The following is a 17,883-nucleotide window of genomic DNA, read 5'->3' on the forward strand; positions in this document are numbered from 1 at the left end:
AAAGCGCGACTTTGTCGTATGATGCTGAAAATAAAGGGCAATACAGGAAGCGATGGAATGCATGCGTGGGCCGATACCCGAGGGACGAAACTATTACTCAGCGGCGTATTAGCCGCTTTATCACTGATTCAGACAGCCTTGTGCGTCGCCGACAGCAGCAATGGTAAAGCGCTGTATCTACAGCGCTGTGCCGTGTGCCATGGGCCCGATATCAAAGGCACGGGGCCATTGGCTAAAAAAAGTAATCCGCCGACCCCCGACCTGACAACCGCCGCCTTCAAGAAACGACTCCATGATTATCCGGGCGTTATCGTCTCCTCGGTCATCCTTCGCCCCAACGGCAATCTGATCCCCAAGACGCTGCAAGACAATGGCGTAAAGATCGCGCCACATGCCTGGAGTGTTAAAGACTTTCGCGATTTGCATCAATACATGAGTGAGGTCATTTCGAACAAATAGTGAGTGGGCGATAGGCAGCAATTGCCCCGCTTAATAGGAAGCATTACTATTCACGCCCCGCCTTCCCAGTGCTCCCGTGATGACTCCTCAGCCGCCCCGCAGAACAGGCTTTTTCGAGCACTACGAAGAGTTGATCGGCACCTGGACACGTCGCCTGAGAAACCGTCAGCAGGCCGAAGACCTGGCGCACGACACCTTCGTGAGGGTGCTTGAGTCCGCTGCCTGCGAGGTGGCGCAGCCGCGCGCCTACCTGCATCAAACCGCGCGCAATATTGCGGTGGACGCCTACCGCCGCGAAGACCGCCGCGAGGCGTTGACGCAGCAGGCAGTTGATCACAGCACGCCTCACAGTGGCGACCCGGAGCATTACATGCACGCGATCCAGTTGGCCGACGCCGTCGAGCGGGCGCTGGCCGAGTTGCCGCTCAACTGTCGCAGGGTTTTTATCTGGCAGAAGATCGAAGGGCTCACCCAGCAGGAAATCGCCACACGCCTGGGGCTGTCTAAAAACATGGTGGAAAAGTATATGATCCGCACCCTGCGGCATCTGCGTGATCGTCTGGATGCGAGCGCGCCATGACCGGCTTTGAAACAGGATCTTCCACGATGGATAACCGTGTCCGTGATGAGGCCGCGCAGTGGTTTGTGCGCCTGCAAGACGGCCCATTGAGCGCCCAGGAACGTCAACGTTTCGATGCCTGGCGTGGAGCGCAGCCCGCGCATCAGTACGAAATCGATGTGCTGCAAGGGCTATGGAACGCTACGGATTTACTGCCCAAGGCCCGCTTGCAGGCGCTGGGCGATGCCCCGACCGAGCGCCTTGGGCGGCGTGCGCTGCTGCGTTATGCCGTGGCCGCCAGTGTGGTCGCCGTTGCAGTGGGTTTGAGTGTATTCAGCGTGTTTGAGCCTAAGTCCTACAATGCCGAATTCAGCACGCAAGTGGGCGAGCATCGCCAGGTGACTTTTCCCGACGGTTCCGTGATGGACCTCAACAGCCGCAGCGTGGTCGCGGTTCACTACGAAAAGGGCTGGCGAGGCGTGGAGCTAAAACAGGGCGAGGCGATGTTCAGCGTGCAACATGACGCTGGCCGCCCGTTTGTAGTCGCCGCCGGGGCAGGGCAGGTGACCGTCACCGGCACGCGCTTTGATGTGCGCCTGGATGCGGACCAGACCCGCGTGGCGTTCGAAGCCGGGACGGTCAAGGTGCAGGGCCAGGCGTCCGATCACATTGTCACGCTCACCGCCGGGCATGGCACCCATGTCGATCCCCTAGGCCAAGTGGCAGCGGCCTACGCGGTAAACCCTGGAGAACTCACCGCGTGGCGCAGCGGTAAACTGGTGTTCAACAACGCCACCCTGAGTGAGGTGGCGCGGGAGGTGTCGCGCTACCGCGAGCAACCGCTGCGTGTCAGTACGGCAGCGGTGGGCAACCTGCGCCTGACCAGCGTTTTCAAATCCAGCGACACCGACGCCTTGCTCAAGGCCTTGCCCCACATCCTGCCGGTCGCCTTGCGCACCTTGCCGGACGGTAGCCAGGAAATTATTTCACGCTGACATTCAGGTTTTTTTCGAGTTCTTCGTCTTCTCCTGCAACTGCAACTGGTTTGCATTAACGGCCGCGCATGCTTGCGATCACAGGACTAGGTTCGACGTGAAAAAACTCGCCATCCACAACAATAAAATCTCTCGCTGGGCGCCCTTGGCCCTGGCCGTTGCCATCAGCACCGCACAGGCTGTCGAAGGCATCCACATCCGTGCCCAACCCCTGGGCGCAGCCTTGAGCCAGTTGGGCCAGCAGACCTCGCTGCAAGTGTTCTTCAGCCCCGATATGGTGGCCGGCAAGCAAGCCCCCGCGGTCGATGGTAACCTCTCGCCCGAACAAGCCCTGCGCCAATTGCTGCAAGGCAGTGGCCTGGATTACCAGATTGACGCCGGCTCCGTGACCTTGCGCCCGGTGATCAACGGCACCGGTGAAGCCGGCTCGCCGCTGGTGCTGGGTGTGACCGATATCAAGGTGGTAGGCGACTGGCTTGCCGACGCCGATGCCGAAGTGGTGCAGAACCATCCCGGCGCACGCACGGTCATTCGCCGCGAAGCCATGGTAGAGCAGGGCGCGATGAACGTCGGTGACGTCCTGCGCCGCGTGCCTGGCGTGCAAGTGCAGGAATCCAACGGCACCGGTGGCAGTGATATTTCCCTCAACGTCGGTGTACGCGGGCTGACGTCGCGCCTGTCGCCGCGCTCCACCGTGCTGATCGACGGCGTACCGGCGGCGTTCGCTCCCTACGGCCAGCCACAGCTCTCGATGGCGCCGATCTCTGCCGGTAACCTGGAAAGCATCGACGTTGTCCGTGGCGCGGGTTCGGTGCGTTATGGCCCACAGAACGTCGGCGGCGTGATCAACTTCGTAACCCGTGCGATCCCGCAAGACTTCTCCGGGGAAGTCGGCACCACCCTGCAAACCTCCGCCCACGGGGGCTGGAAACATGTGGAGAACGCCTTTGTCGGCGGCACGGCCGACAACGGTATCGGCGCCGCGCTGCTGTACTCAGGGGTCAACGGCAACGGTTACCGCAACAGCAACAACGGCAACGATATCGATGACGTGATCTTCAAGACCCACTGGGCGCCGACCGATCAAGACGATTTCTCGCTGAACTTCCACTACTACGATGCCAGCGCCGATATGCCCGGCGGCCTGACCCAGAAGCAGTTCGATGCCAACCCGTACCAATCGGTGCGCGACTGGGACAACTTCAGCGGGCGCCGCAAGGACGTGTCCTTCAAGTACATCCGCCAGATCGACGACCGCACCCAGGCCGAAGTGCTGACTTACTATTCCGACAGTTTCCGTGGCAGCAACATTGCCAACCGCGACCTCAAGACCCTCAGCTCCTACCCGCGCACCTACTACACCTTCGGCATCGAGCCGCGTGTGTCCCATGTGTTCGACCTGGGGCCCAGTACCCAAGAAGTCAGTGTGGGTTATCGCTACCTCAAAGAGGGCATGCACGAGGAGGCCAGCAGCCTGAATCTGGTCAACAACGTGCCGACGCCGGGCGGGCAGAGCGACGGCCACGTATACCAGGACCGTACTGGGGGCACCGAAGCCAACGCCTTCTATATCGATAACAAAATCGATATCGGAAAATGGACCATCACCCCTGGTATTCGCTTCGAAGACATCCGCACCGAATGGCATGATCGTCCGGTCGTGGCCCTGAACGGCAAGCGTACCGAGGAAAAACGCCGCGAAGTCCACAACAACGAACCGCTGCCGGCGCTGAGCGTGATGTACCACGTGTCTGACGCATGGAAGCTGTTCGCCAACTACGAAACCTCCTTCGGCAGCCTGCAGTATTTCCAACTGGGCCAGGGCGGTACCGGCGACCAGACGGCCAACGGCCTGAACCCGGAAAAGGCCAAGACCTACGAAATCGGTACGCGCTACAACGACAGCGTCTGGGGCGGCGAAGTGACGCTGTTCTACATCGACTTCTCGGATGAACTGCAATACGTCAGCAATGACGTGGGCTGGACCAACCTCGGCGCCACCAAGCACAGCGGCATCGAAGCATCGGCCCATTACGACCTGTCCAACCTCGACCCGCGCCTCGACGGCCTGACCGCCAACGCGGGCTTCACCTACACCAAGGCCACCTCCGAAGGTGATGTGCCGTTCAAGGGCCGCGACCTGCCACTGTATTCCCGCCAAGTGGCGACCCTGGGCCTGCGTTACGACGTCAACCACTGGACCCACAACCTTGACGTCTATGCCCAGTCCGGCCAACGTGCGCCGGGCACTGGCACCACCTACATCACCCAAGGCACTGCGGATGGCCAATACGGTGATATCCCAGGGTATGTCTCGGTCAACGTACGCAGTGGCTATGACTTTGGCGCGCAACTAGCGAATCTGAAGTTGGGGGTGGGCGTAAAAAACATTTTCGACCAGCAGCATTACACGCGCTCCAGCGATAACAATGCCGGGTTATACCTGGGTGAGCCTCGCACGTTTTTCGTACAGGCAAGCGTGGGGTTCTGATCTGTAGTCGGTAGGAACGATCGCAACCCCAGGGTTGCGATTTTTTTGCCTGGGTCAAGCGCTCTGTTCACTGATAATCGGCAGGCCACCCTCTGTTTCCTACATCGCCCCCGCACATATTATTGCTGGATCAGGAACTGATTCCGACGCAAAACCACACATGGGAAAGCTGATGGGCTTCGACATTGCGTTGGAGCGACAAGCTGAAAATCGCCCACTGTCATGGAGAAACGTATGTCGGTATCGATGTCGGATGCACCCGTCTCTGCGTCATCAACGCCTGACCTCTCACCGGCCAATGCCAAGGCCGAGATCAAAAATACCCGCCAGGCGCCTGCTACGCCTTCCTTCAATGGTCAGCAGGCTGCCCATGTGAATTTTCAAACCGGGGACAGCAAGGCCGGGCCTGTATTCAGTCATCACCAGTCGCCAACCACCGCGGCAGATGTGCTTGGGCATCACCACAACCCGCCGGCCATGCAGAACTTCCTGAGCCAACTCAAGCACTGGATCAGCCACTGGTTCTCTGGGCATCGGCCACCCATGCATCCTGGTTGTGGGCATCCGCCGCCACGGCCGAACCCAGGTTGCAGCAACCCGCCACCCAGGCCCAATCCCATTGAGAGCAATCCACCGCCACGACCCGACCCGACGGCCGGTCGACCGTATCCACCCGCGCCCGGCAGGCCTGATCCACAGTACTCCCTGAGGAGTAGTGAAGAGCTGGCGCAGCAACTGCGTGACAGCTTCAACGCCTTCAGAGACCGGAAGAACCCTCGTTCCATCAGTGTTGACAGCATTCTTGCGATGGCGAAAAGAGGGTACTCGCCTAACCCCGTCATGAACGAGAACATTCGCCTGGCCAATGAGCTGCTACGGCGTCCGGAGCTGATGGCCGCGTTGGACCGGCACGGTTCCACGGGCGCTCTGGATGGCCTTATCGACCGGCACAGCCTGAACGCGGTGATCAAAGGAGAAAACTACTTCAAATACAAGACCGACAAGGAACTGGCCGGCGAGCTGCTTGAGCATTTCGACGAGTTGAAGAACGGGAGCGGGGGGCCAAGCCTGAAAATCCGTGACCTGAAGAAGTTGGCCCGCCAGCCGCTTACCGGCGACGCGGCCAAGGACCATTTGATTCAGCTGTCCCAGGAAATACTCAAGCGCAGTGATGCGCTTGAGCGGATGGATAATCGCGCCAGTAAAGATGACGACGGAAAAATCAGCCGTACAGGACTGTACTTGTTGTCCCGCTGATCGTTCTTCGGCGCCGCCTCTCGAAGGCGGCGCCAGCCCTATATGTTTCAAGGAACGAATGACGCCCGATTGCCACATAGGTGGTATGCGGTTGTGATTTGGCACGCCGTTTTTCAGTTTCCAAATGAGGGAAACATATGACTTCAACCTCGTTTAATTCCCCAAAAACCGGCCCTCTCGAGCTTTTGCACGCTACCCAGTCAGCGAAACTGCAGATGTGTGAGGAGCGCGCACCCTCACTAAACCTTCCCTTTGCGTCGACCGAATATGAGGCCGAGGCGAGGCGCATGAAGGCTTATGCCGGCGAGCGCAAATTCCAGGCACCCGTTTCGGATGATTTTTCCCGGGGCCTGCTGGCGGACTGGCAGGGGGCGGGGGGCGACGGCGATTCATTGAAGGACACCGGCTTGATCAACAGCCTGGCAGGCTGGTGGCGTAGGCTAAAGCTGGATTGATCACGGTTTTACATGCTGTCATTGGTATTAGTCGTTCACGCGGAACTGTCGAGTCCATCCAACCACACATGAGGTGCCTGCCTGAGTGGAGTCTATTCGTTGATTTTGCCCATCGCGGCACAGATCACCCTGCGGATATACATCTGAAAAGAGTTGGAGAAAACCCATGACAATCGAGGGTGTAGTACCTTCCGGACGACCGCTCCCCCCCGACCTGCCGGCCGTACAATCAACCACGCCATCACCGGCCCCGGCCGCCCCCCCTGAAACCTGGCATGAAACCTCTTCTACGCCTCCGGCTGGAGGTCCGCACAAGCCCTTTCTGTTGCGCGCAACCTTGTCCGCTCTGCGTTATAGAGATTTGCAGAACCCTGTGACGCAACGGTCCAGCGGTACCCTGCCGGGTGAAAACTCAACGGACAACCAGTTGGCTAAAGCTTTGGAAAAGTCTTTCGGCCTGCTGCACTCGTTCTTAAATGATGGCCGCTTGACCTGGCTGTCCTTGCAGCGGATCGCCGCTCACCCTTTGGGTGAAAGCGAGGCGTTGGACAGCGCGATCCAGGTCGTCAGGGAAATTCTCAAGCGCCCGCGGTTAAGCGACGCGATCTTCAGCCGTGACGGCGATATCACGCGTGACAGCCTCAGTGCGGCAGCCCAGGCTTTGCAGGGCAACAGCTCTGCCAACGTGTTCAGCCAGGATCCATTTCATGCCCAAGGCAATGCCCAGGTGGTGGAGGCGCTGCAAAGCGAGTTTCCGAACCTGAGAGACAAGGCCATGGATCGAACCTACCTGTTTGAACCGTATCAGTACCTTGAAATAGCCAAGCTTCGGGTGGTTATGCAAGACCCGTATGAGGTTGATCAGCAGGGCGAGCCTGTGGTGGATACGTCTACGGGCATGCCTAAGTCCAAGTACAGCGAACTCTGTGTCTACACGGCGAAGAACATTATCGAGCGTCCGGGTTTGCTGCCGTCATTGGAGCGTGCCAGCGGCGCACGACTGTTTGGCCCGCCTCACAAGGAAGGCTGGCTCAGCAACAAAAACCTCGAACGCTGGCGGGAGCAGGATGATGCCCGTAAAACGCGCTGAAGTCTGGTTTACACCCTGAGGATCTTGCCACTGATGGCCACTGCCGCCAGCAACACTGCGACCAAGACGAAGGCGATATTCAAGCTGCTGCCATGGGCGATGAAACCGATCATGGCGGGGCCGGCGAGAATGCCGGCATAACCCAATGTGGTGATGGCCGGCACCGCAATATGTTCCGGCATGACTGTTTGTTTACCCACAGCGGTGTACAGCACCGGCACGATGTTCGAACAACCGGCGCCCACCAAGGCATACCCGAGCAACGCAGTTTCCCAGGCCGGCAATAGCGTCGCCAGAAGCAACCCACCACAGGCCAGCGTGCCACCGATCACGATCACTCGCGTGGCGCCCAGGCGTCGGACAATGGCATCACCGGTCAGGCGTCCAGCGGTCATGGTCAAGGCAAATGCCGCGTAGCCCAGGCCGGCGTAAGCCTCATCCAGACCGCGCTCAGCACTCAGGAACACCGCGCTCCAATCCAGAACGGCACCTTCAGCCAGGAACACGATGAAACACAGACAACCGATAAAAAACACTACGCCATGGGGCACCGCAAACGCCGGGCCCGAGCTCTCGCTGCCATAAGGCAACAGGTGGGGTGCGGCCTTCAACAGCGCCACAACCATGATAACAACCACCAGCAAAGTGGCCTGCAGTGGCGACAGGCCCAGCCCCAGCAAGCCGGCAACCCCCGCTGCGCCCACAATGCCCCCCAGGCTGAACAGACCATGGAAACCCGACATCATGGTTTTGCCGCTGGCGCGCTCAACGATCACCGCTTGCAGATTGACGGTGGAGTCCACGGTGCCCAGGCCCGCGCCAAACAGGAATAAACCTGCGATCAACAACGGGATCGAACTGACGGTGGCCAGCATCGGCAGGGCCAGGCAGATCATCAGTGTCCCTGCGGTCAGCACGCGTCGGCAGCCATAACGCGAGGCCAGTACGCCCGCAACCGGCATCGCGATGATCGACCCCATCCCCAGGCATAACAGCAGCAGGCCAAGCGTGCCTTCGTTCAGATTCGCGCGCGCCTTGGCAAACGGCACCAACGGCGCCCAGGCCGCGATACCAAAACCTGCGATAAAAAAAGCGATGCGGGTCGACATCTGTTCCAGTCGCCCGGGAACCACGGGGGCAGGGGTGGGAATGGCAGTCATGAAAAATCCTTGGTTTAGCGTTCAACGAACGATGTCCGGCGCGACATCCTTGCACATCAGGCCCTCTCGAGCGAGCCGGGTTCCCTTGGTGTTACGGGGTGCGAGGCAATTTTTTTTACAAACACGGAACGCTTTGACCACCGGTGACCACGTAGAAATGATCGAGCCTGTAGGAGGTGGGCTGGAAGGTGTGTAATCCCTGCGGGAGTGGCTGAACCCCAGGTTTCTTGCGGCGGATTACCACCTTCCAGATCACTTTCCACAGACTTGGCGTTCTGCAATATGCCGCAGTCCCACTGGTAGAGACGCGAGGCAATATCAGTGGGCAATTGCCACGTCCGTGCGCTAAGAGGGGCATTGCTGTAAGGGAGGCCTGACGCCCCGCGATCCAAATGTGAGAGCTGGCTTGCCTGCGAAGGCGGCCTGATAGTCAACATAGTTGGACCGGGTACATATCCGTTATTTAGGTTACGGCCACTTAGGGTTCCGCTCTGACAGCGGCTCACTTTTGAAAAGCCGGAATGCCGGCCCAGGCAAAAGTAAGCAAAACGCTCTTGCCCCACCACTCGGCACCTCGCTTAGGCTCGGTGTGCCCGTAATCCGCCAGTGATTTGGGGGGCCGCCGCCACGCGCCATCCATGGCGCGGGGCGGCTAAACCGGCATCCCTGCCGGTTTACCCCCAAATCCCTGTCGAATTCCGGCCAGCGTGGTTTGACGGGGCGCCGAAGATCAAAAGCAGAGCAAGATCAAGAGCGACTCGCTTCGCATCGTGGTTACCCATGGTCAGGAGCCAACACTTGTAGCGGGACAGGGCGACTAAAAAGCGGAAACGACTGTCGCATTAAATAAGTGTCAGCCGTTTCCTTAAAATTTAGGTATGCAGAGACAAACTGTAGTCAGAATTTTCTTCATGCCGTTAGAAAATTTTTTTGGCTGTATACATTCTGTAAAAGACACTTCCATCTTCGCTGTACGAAACTTCTGTTTTATTCAAAAAGGCCCGAAAAGTGCCTGGGATCGCTAAGCTTGAGCGTGTTCAGGTGCTTTTTTTCGCAATTCAAATGGGTGTTGGGGCGAGAGAGAGTCGTTCAAGAGAAAGTTGATGGCGGGTAACAAAGGATGGTTAACGGGGTTGTTTTGTCGCGTTTCAAGTTAGTTCTTTCAAGCATAAATACAGAACTTCAGGTAGTGGCGTTCAAAGGCAGCGAAGCCCTCGATCAGCCTTACTTTATACACATGCAGTTAGTCAGCGAAGATCCTTCCCTTGACCTGGAGGCGTTGCTTCATCAACCCGTTTATCTGGCTTTCGGCGAAGCAGACCAGGGCTTACATGGGCAAATCTACGCCATCGGTCGGGATGATCCCGGTACGCGGCTCACCCTTTATCACCTGACGCTGGCCCCACGCCTGGCATCCCTTGCCCATCGTTGCGACCAGCGGGTTTTTCAGCAGCGCAGCGTACCGCAGATGATTGCCGCGGTCCTCGAACACCACGGTATCTTTGCCGACGCCTACGCGTTTGAGTTGGGGCCGGTGGTGTATCCACCGCGCGCATTTTGCGTGCAGTACAGGGAGTCCGACCTGCATTTCATCCAGCGGCTGTGTGAGGAGGAGGGTATTCACTACCACTTTCGCCACAGCGCGGAGAATCATCTGCTGGTGTTCGGTGATGACCAGACAGTATTTCGACGGTTGCCGGTGCAGCGTTATTGTCCCTCGGCTGATCCATCGCTTGGGCCCCCGGTTGTCCAACGTTTCGACCGGCGCATGGTAACGCGCAGCCGGCGCACCGTACGCCGTGACTATGACTTTGAGCACCCTTCGTTTCGCCTGCATGACCAAGCCGGTGCCGGGCCGGTCGATCCTTTGGAAGACTATGGCTACCCTGCCGGCTTTACGGGCCATGCACGCGGTGTGCAGCTGGTACGGCGCGGCCTGGAGCGCCACCAGCGTGATCGCCATCGGGTACTGGGCAAGAGCGATCAACCGGCGTTGTGCAGTGGTCACTTTCTTGAGCTGTGTGATCACCCGGACCCAGCCTGCAACGACTTATGGCTGCTGACTTCGGTGCGTCATGAGGGTTACCAGCCGCAGGTGTTGGAGGAGTCGGTCGTTGATGCCAATGGGTTCCAAGGCTATCGCAACCGGTTCACCGCAACCCCCTGGCGCGCAGTGCATCGACCGGCCCTCAAGCACCCTAAGCCAACGATCAGTGGCAGTCAGACCGCGACGGTAACCGGGCCTGCCGGCGAGGATGTGCACTGCGATGCTTATGGTCGTGTGAAGGTGCGCTTTCACTGGGATCGCGCGGAAAAGGGCGACGAGACCAGCAGTTGCTGGCTGCGTGTGGCGTCCGGTTGGGCGGGTGATGGGTTTGGCGCCATGGTCATTCCACGGGTGGGCATGGAAGTGTTGGTGAGCTTTCTGGAGGGAGACCCGGACCAACCCCTTGTCACCGGTTGCCTGCCCAATGCATCGCATCTGCCGGCGTACCCTTTGCCGCAGCACAAGACACGCAGCGTTCTGCGCAGCCGCAGTTCGCCGGGCGGCGGGGGCGCCAATGAGCTGTACCTTGAAGACCGACGCGGCGAAGAGCTCATTTACCTGCGCGCCCAGCGTGACCTGGAGCAACGGGTGGGGCATGACAGTCGCCTGGAGGTAGAGGGCGATAGCCTGACTCGCGTTGGCCAAAGCCTGGTGATCGAAGCCGGGCAGCAGGTTCACCTCAAGGCCGGTGCCAGCCTTGTTATTGAGGCCGGTGCGCAACTGAGTTTGAAGGCTGGCGGGGAACATTTGGTGATGCAGGCTGGCAGCATCTCAAGCAGCCAGCCCATCACCCTGGGCGGTTCGCCGTCTGCATACCGCTCGATGAACGCCGGTGTGCAAATCTCAGCAGGGCAAGGCGTCATCATGGACTTGGCCAAGCAACTGGGCGCGGACTTTTGCCCTCTGTGTGAATGCTCCCGTGAAGGCCTGTGCGATATCGCGGGGAGGGCGGCTTGATGAACAGCTTGCCCTATCGTTGGATGGCCCAACAGCAGCAGAGCGGGCATCAACTATGCCTTGTGCTTGATGGCAACCACGAGGCTCGCCAACCTCTGCTCGCCGGTCGCGCGCCCTCGCACTATTGCAACCTTTACAGCGAGACCGCTGTGGCGCAGTTGGCGAGTTCAGGCCCGGTCATCGTGTTGATCGAGCGAATGAGTGAACCCGCCCTGACCGACCTGCTGCTACACCCCGAGTCGAACTGGGGTTGGCTCGCCAGCCTGCCGGCCAGCGACCTGGCGGGTATCGCGCGCCATTGGCGCGAGAGACTGCTGGTCGGGCCAGTAGGCCAGCAGGCGCTTTATCGCTTGCACGACAACCGCACCCTGGCCCGTGCGTTGGCCCATCTGGGCAAGGAACATTGGCCTTTCTACCTCGGGCCTCTGATCAGCGTGTGCTATTGGCATGAAGATGATTGGCACCACCACAAAAACCCTGCACCGGGCGACTACCCGGCGCCTGAGCCCCCGCCGTGGCTCGACACACCCAACCCCCAGGCCGAAGCCATCCTGCACGCCAATATCCTGCGCTACCTGCTGGCGGAGCACAGCGAAGACCTGGCGGCATTGGTCGAATTCCAAAACCCCAGGATTTGGCTGGCCCAGGTACTGGAACAAGCGCGCACCTGGCGGTGGCGGGAGCCTGCGCAGCTCGAATTTTTGGTGGTTCGCCGGTTGGCCGAGGCGACTGGTAGCAGTGTTACTCATTGGCAACCGAGGGCAGGCGAGGCGCCTGGGGAGCATTTTGAACGAGTGGTGGCGCAGTGGCACAGGGAGGTAGGGAGCGGTGAGTAAATGGATGGGATTGGTGCTGCTGGTGGCTGGGGTGCTTTCGGGATGTACGGGGAGGGCGGTGGAGCGTTTTACGTTGGAGGTGGATTTGCCGGCGCAGTTTGAACTTAAAACGGCTGCCAACTACCGGCCCGCGACGGGTGAGACCTGCACCTTGCCTCGGCGGCGAGGTAAAAGACCTGAGCGGAAAGTCTTTTTTACAGACTACAAGCCTGTGGCGAGCAGCGTGAGTTATGAGCTGCCACTGACTGAAACGGTAGAAGGTTGTCCGTTGGTCCTGCGCAGTGTGGAGTTTGACTTTTATGCGAAGTGGGGGACGCGGAGTATGGATGTGGGTGGAAATTTCGGGAGTATTTCTATTCGAGACCGTTTGGAGGCCGACCTACCTGGGATGCCCGAGTCGGGTGTGCAGGAAATACTGGGGCAATGTAAATGGCACTTTCGGACGGTAGGGCCTTTGCATGCGATTAGAAAACTCCTGATCTGCAATTCGCTGGATTCGATGGGTAAGTTGCAAGCGTCGCGGGTAGGGGGCGTGGCGCAACGGCCGCAATTACCCGGAAAAAAGCTGAGGCTGGTGCTATCTGTCAGCAAGGATGAGTTACCTGCCTTTGACGATAGATGGGTAGCGGTGCCGGGGGGGTGGCGGCGATGCAGAGGCAAGAGTTTCGAAGACCTTTTTGCATATTGCGCAGGTAACACCACAGACTTTAAACCCATAAAAATGCCGGACGGGCGCGTATGCGACGTCTATCCAACATGTAAATAACAAGGACCAATTCATGAAGCTGGATGCATGGAAGCAAGATTTTTTCAGTGAACGAATGCCTGCTTGCGCATTGAAAGGGCACTGGGTGAGTTTTCGTTTGGTCGATATGACGGGCAATGGAAAAGCCTATGGCGGACTAGCCTTTTCGGTCCATGACAGTTCAGGGAGACAGTACGTCGGTAAATTGAATGGTGAGGGTTTTGCCCGTTTGCAGGATTTCTACTGCGGCCCGGTTGTTCTCATGTTGGATGATTTGTATAGCGGGACTGAGGAGCCGTATTACCAGCTACGAACGCGCCGAACCTACAAACTGCCTATCACCGAACTTCAAATGCGCGCTGAGCGAACTTTTTTTGCTAGTGCTGACGACAGACGCGTTGAGGAGAGTCCGGCCTACCAGCAAGCGGATTGGTTTTATCAGGTTGAAGTAAGCGATTTGGTACGCCATAGCGCTCATCTGCCCCTACCTGCGTCGTCAACTTTGCGTCCCAAGCGTCATGCACTGAAAATGATGGCCGACCTAGGGTTCGGTCCGCCCGAGCCAACTTTTTCGGGTATCGTACTGTTCCCCAACAAGCACACCGTTCTGGAAATGCGACCCCTACGGGCCTTGCGCCCAATGTTATCCACCGAAGACAGCTTATGTGCCCTGAACCTCTACCAACTGGCATTGTTTGCTGCGTTGAGTTACTGCGATTTTGGGCAGGTCCCCGCAGAAAGCCCATCAGACGAAGTGCGGTTTCCGTTAGATCCGAGCGTTGGAAATTTATTCGCTGAACAGCTTTCGGTGTATCACGAAGCCTGGCGAATTGATCCGAAGCAATCACACCGTTTTTACCCGATCTACGAAGATGTTCCTTACTCCCAGCGTTTCGAAATCCTGCCTTTCGATCCTGAGTTGTACCCACAAAATCGCCCGGAACTAAAGGAAGAGCAGGAATATCCCGCACGCTTGCACTTTTTCGATGATGAAAAATTCGGCACTGATACCCAGGCTTTCATCACCCATCACGATGAGATCATCCTGATTTCTGTGCGAGGAACGGTCAGTCGTGCCGACGTATTACGCGATGCCGATGCCCATCAGGTGTCTTTCGAAGACGGTGTGGGAAAAGCGCACGATGGTTTTTACCAGGCCTACCGGGCTATACGTGATTTCGTACTGCAATACCTTGATCAGTTTCACATTGGCCAGCGCATCGTAATTTGCGGTCACAGCCTCGGCGGCGCCATTGCATTGCTGTTGGCCGAAGGACTGCGCCGAACCCCAGACGCCCACTACAACATCCTGCTCTACACCTACGGCGCCCCACGCGCCGCCGACGCCGAATTCACCGCCGGTGCCTCAACCCTGGTCCACCACCGCATCGTCAACCACAACGACCCCGTCCCCAGTGTCCCGGCGCCCTGGATGAACACCACCGCCAAGCTCTGGATTCCCGGGGCCATCACGCTATTCAGCAACCCCGCACCCGGTGGCCTGCTGTTCGCCGCAGGGCTGGTGCGCGTGGGCGGCAACCCCTATCGGCATCATGGTGAGCAATATCACTTCATGCCGATCACGCTCCCGGATGGCAGCCACTCTTCAGTGCTATGGAAGCCTGGATGTGAATCCATCGAGGAGGCAGGTTGCAACCGCGCATTGCAACTGCAAGGCGACATGCCCGGTCGCGATAATTTGCTGAGGCAACTATTCCAAGCCGACCAGCACTTCATGACCACCAGCTACGTCCCCGCAGCCTGGGCGACATTGCGCCGCTGGCAACAAACCCTGGAGAGTGAGGGCCCGCTGGTGACCCAGCGGGAGTTCGAGCTGCTCGACCGGGCCTTCGAAGGCATGCGCGAGCAACTGCGGGCCAAGCGGCGTGAACTGGCTCAGCGGCGCCCAGCCAATGATCGTAGCCATGAACCCACCGATGCCTTGAACGCAGAGATCGACCGTTTGCACACCAGCCGCGAGCGCTTGGCAAGCCTACGCTGGCGTCGCCTGCAAGCCCACGATGTCTACGGCAGCCATGCCCGTTCTGCACATCTGCAATCGTGCCTCAAACGTTGGTTCAGCCACCGCGAGAATCGTGAGCCAGCGCAATTTGCCAGCATCCCGCCGCCGTCCCAGAATGAACAGGCACGGGCGCAAACGCTGGATATCGACTCAGTCGTCTAACCGACGCGATTACATAAACTCCACCCGGGCCGGTTGCCGTTTCATCAGCACCTTGCCGTTGCGGATCGAGTACAACGGCAGGCCCTGGCTACGTATGACTTCGTAGTCGCTGTCGGCCGACAGGATCAGCAGGTTGGCCGGGCGACCTGCTTGCAACCCATAGCGATCGCCCAGGGCCATGGCCTTGGCACTGTTGTCGGTGACCAGGTCCAGGGCGTTTTGCAAATTGCGGTAACCGAGCATATGGCAGATGTGCAGGCCGGCCTCCAGCACTCGCAGGATATTGCCGTTACCCAGCGGGTACCAGGGATCGACGATGGAGTCCTGGCCGAAACACACGTTCATGCCGGCCTCAAGCAGTTCGTTGACGCGGGTGACGCCGCGGCGTTTCGGGAAGTTGTCGAAGCGGCCTTGCAGGTGGATGCTTTCGGTGGGGCACGAGACAAAGCTGATACCGGAATGCCCCAGCAGGCGAAACAGCTTGGCGCAGTAAGCGTTGTCGTAGGAGCCCATGGCCGTCGTGTGGCTGGCTGTCACGCGGGCACCCATTTCGCGGCTGCGGGCTTCTTCGGCGAGGACTTCGAGAAAGCGTGAGTGGGGATCGTCGGTTTCGTCACAGTGCACGTCCACCAGGCAGCCGGTGCGTTCGGCCAGGTCCATGAGGAACTTCACCGAACTCACGCCTTGGTCGCGGGTGTATTCGAAGTGGGGGATGCCACCGATCACGTCGGCACCCAGGCGAATGGCTTCTTCCATCAGTTCGCGGCCATTGCGGAATGACTCGATGCCCTCCTGGGGGAAGGCGACGATTTGCAGGTCGATCAGGTGGGTGCTCTCTTCACGTACCTCCAGCATGGCCTTGAGTGCGGTGAGGTCTGGGTCGGTGACGTCGACATGGGTGCGCACATGCTGGATGCCATGGGCGGCGAGGGCCTGAATGGTTTTTTTGGCCCGCGCCTTGGTGTCTTCCTGGGTAATGGTGGCCTTGCGTTCGCCCCAGCATTCGATGCCTTCAAACAGCGTACCGCTCATGTTCCAGCGCGGCTCGCCAGCGGTAAGCGTGGCGTCAAGATGGATGTGGGGTTCGACGAAGGGCGGTATCACCAGGTTGCCGGCGGCGTCCAAGTCGCCGGCCATCAGCGTTGGCACCCCGGTTTGCGCAGTGATGCTGGCGATCCGGCCGTGTTCCAGGTGCAGATCATGCAGGCCTTCACGGTTGCGCAGGCGGGCATTGATGATGTGCATGGTCAAGTTCCTCTTGGCTAAAAACAATCAGGCAGACAGCCGCCAGATCCTCAGGGCGATACCGATGTCCAGGCGGTCATGGCGCGTAGTATGGCGCTGAGCAGCACATAGGTCAGCGATGCGGCAACAATTCCCACCAACGGTGCGACCCACGGCGAGTTGAACGCGACCACGGTGCCCACCCCATACGCGATCAGACCTGGCCAATTGAATGCCGGTAAGTGAGCTTCCGCCAAGCGCGGATATTGGCCGCGATAGCGATAGAAGAAGTCCGCCATGATCACGCCTCCTATCGGTGGGATGACCGTGCCCAGCAGGATCAGGTACGGCACCAACAGGTCGTACATGCCGAACAAGGCGAGCAAGGTGCCGATCACCGCGCCGGCCAGGGTCACGCTCTTGCGACGCTGGGTACGCAGCAGGTTGCAACCGGCGACGGCGAAGTTGTAGATGGTGTTGTCCTGGGTGCTCCAGATATTGAGCAGCAACATCGCCATCGCCGCCGTGGCGAAACCTTGCAGCAGCAAGACTTCCACCACATCCGGTTGCTGATAGACGATGGCGCCATAGGCCCCGATCAGCACCATCAAGCCGTTGCCGACAAAAAAGCCGATCAGGCTAGCCAGCACCGCAACCTTGGCCGAGCGCGAAAACCGTGTCCAGTTGGTGGCCTGAGTTGCCCCGCTGACAAAGGTCCCGAACACCAGCGTGATGGCGGTGGACAAGTCCAGTTCAGCGCTGGGCACCACTGCCAGCAGCCCCTCCAGCCCGCCGACCTTCACGGTGGCGACCCACATCGACAGCAGCAACAGAAGCCCCATGGCCGGCACCGCGATGTAGGACAGGATTTCCAAGCCGCGATACCCCACGTAGGCGGTGGCGCAGAACAATAAGCCAAACACCAGCATCAGCCCCAGCACACTGCCCGGGCTCAACTGGAAATACTTGCCCAATACCACGGCCGCCGTGGCCGTGCCCCAGGCATACCAGCCGATCTGGGTAAAGCCGAGGATCAAGTCACTGAGCTTGCTGCCCACTTCGCCAAAGCAGAAACGCCCCATCAACACCGAGTTCAAGCCGCTCTTGAACGCGATGTAACCCAAGCCTGCGGCGTAGATACCCAACAACAGGTTACCCAGGACCACGACGCCGAGCATGTCGATGAAACTGAACGCGACCCCCAGCTTGCCGCCGGCGAACATGGTCGCGGTAAAAAAGGTGAACCCCAACAACACCATGGCCGTAGAGGCCAGACCCTTGCGCGCGTGCAAGGGGACTTCGCTGAGAGGGTAGTCGTTGCCGGGGTCTTGCTGCGTCATGGGGCTGCTCCCTGAGTGGTGGCCCAGGTCGCGTGCATCCTGCGTGCCAACGTAGATGCGGGCAGGTATGCGCTGACGGGAGC

Annotated in this window: 14 protein-coding genes; 11 read left to right on the forward strand and 3 right to left on the reverse strand. The window is 59.1% G+C overall.

The window, feature by feature from the left end; all coding sequences use genetic code 11:
• Window positions 1–57: 57 nt before the first annotated feature.
• From E1K68_RS10225 to E1K68_RS10255, 7 genes are all read left to right on the forward strand, one after another.
• A complete protein-coding gene (locus tag E1K68_RS10225) occupies window positions 58–459 on the forward strand; it encodes a cytochrome c (RefSeq protein WP_212614883.1) in 402 nt (133 codons plus the stop codon).
• 79 nt (window positions 460–538) lie between these two features.
• Complete coding sequence (locus tag E1K68_RS10230; RefSeq protein ID WP_003190233.1) at window positions 539–1,039, forward strand: sigma-70 family RNA polymerase sigma factor; 501 nt, start codon at window positions 539–541, stop codon at window positions 1,037–1,039.
• Window positions 1,040–1,065: 26 nt separating this feature from the next.
• Entirely contained in the window at window positions 1,066–2,013 is a 948-nt protein-coding gene (locus E1K68_RS10235; RefSeq protein ID WP_212614034.1) for a FecR domain-containing protein, read from the forward strand.
• 97 nt (window positions 2,014–2,110) lie between these two features.
• Window positions 2,111–4,504: a TonB-dependent receptor gene (locus tag E1K68_RS10240; RefSeq protein ID WP_212614035.1), complete on the forward strand. Its 2,394-nt coding sequence runs from the start codon at window positions 2,111–2,113 to the stop codon at window positions 4,502–4,504.
• A 234-nt stretch (window positions 4,505–4,738) separates the two neighbouring features.
• On the forward strand, window positions 4,739–5,761 hold the full coding sequence (locus tag E1K68_RS10245; RefSeq protein ID WP_003190238.1) for a hypothetical protein: 1,023 nt from the start codon (window positions 4,739–4,741) through the stop codon (window positions 5,759–5,761).
• A gap of 287 nt (window positions 5,762–6,048) precedes the next feature.
• A complete protein-coding gene (locus tag E1K68_RS10250; RefSeq protein ID WP_120249165.1) occupies window positions 6,049–6,216 on the forward strand; it encodes a type III secretion effector protein in 168 nt (55 codons plus the stop codon).
• A gap of 427 nt (window positions 6,217–6,643) precedes the next feature.
• On the forward strand, window positions 6,644–7,306 hold the full coding sequence (locus E1K68_RS10255) for a type III secretion effector protein (protein ID WP_232964750.1): 663 nt from the start codon (window positions 6,644–6,646) through the stop codon (window positions 7,304–7,306).
• An 8-nt stretch (window positions 7,307–7,314) separates the two neighbouring features.
• Here the strand turns inward: E1K68_RS10255 and E1K68_RS10260 are convergent, their stop codons facing one another.
• Window positions 7,315–8,466 (reverse strand): MFS transporter, encoded by a 1,152-nt coding sequence (locus tag E1K68_RS10260; protein WP_003190242.1) that lies wholly within the window; start codon window positions 8,464–8,466, stop codon window positions 7,315–7,317.
• 1,120 nt (window positions 8,467–9,586) lie between these two features.
• Here E1K68_RS10260 and tssI point away from each other — a divergent pair.
• From tssI to E1K68_RS10280, 4 genes are read left to right on the forward strand one after another with little or no spacing between them, the layout of a single operon-like run.
• Window positions 9,587–11,470, forward strand: coding sequence for a type VI secretion system tip protein TssI/VgrG (tssI, locus tag E1K68_RS10265; protein WP_137205254.1), 1,884 nt, complete (start codon window positions 9,587–9,589; stop codon window positions 11,468–11,470).
• Window positions 11,470–12,306, forward strand: coding sequence for a DUF4123 domain-containing protein (locus E1K68_RS10270; RefSeq protein WP_212614036.1), 837 nt, complete (start codon window positions 11,470–11,472; stop codon window positions 12,304–12,306). The genes tssI and E1K68_RS10270 overlap by 1 nt, the downstream gene beginning before the upstream one ends.
• A 4-nt stretch (window positions 12,307–12,310) precedes the next feature.
• Window positions 12,311–13,072 (forward strand): hypothetical protein, encoded by a 762-nt coding sequence (locus tag E1K68_RS10275; RefSeq protein WP_169913841.1) that lies wholly within the window; start codon window positions 12,311–12,313, stop codon window positions 13,070–13,072.
• Window positions 13,073–13,085: 13 nt separating this feature from the next.
• Window positions 13,086–15,236: a lipase family protein gene (locus E1K68_RS10280; RefSeq protein WP_212614037.1), complete on the forward strand. Its 2,151-nt coding sequence runs from the start codon at window positions 13,086–13,088 to the stop codon at window positions 15,234–15,236.
• Window positions 15,237–15,245: 9 nt separating this feature from the next.
• Here the strand turns inward: E1K68_RS10280 and codA are convergent, their stop codons facing one another.
• On the reverse strand, window positions 15,246–16,481 hold the full coding sequence (codA, locus tag E1K68_RS10285) for a cytosine deaminase (RefSeq protein ID WP_003190252.1): 1,236 nt from the start codon (window positions 16,479–16,481) through the stop codon (window positions 15,246–15,248).
• A 50-nt stretch (window positions 16,482–16,531) separates the two neighbouring features.
• Entirely contained in the window at window positions 16,532–17,800 is a 1,269-nt protein-coding gene (gene codB / locus E1K68_RS10290; RefSeq protein ID WP_003190253.1) for a cytosine permease, read from the reverse strand.
• Between the last annotated feature and the right edge of the window lie 83 nt (window positions 17,801–17,883).

It is taken from the genome of Pseudomonas sp. B2021, from assembly GCF_018135665.1.
GTDB classification, from domain to species: Bacteria; Pseudomonadota; Gammaproteobacteria; order Pseudomonadales; family Pseudomonadaceae; genus Aquipseudomonas; species Aquipseudomonas lactis.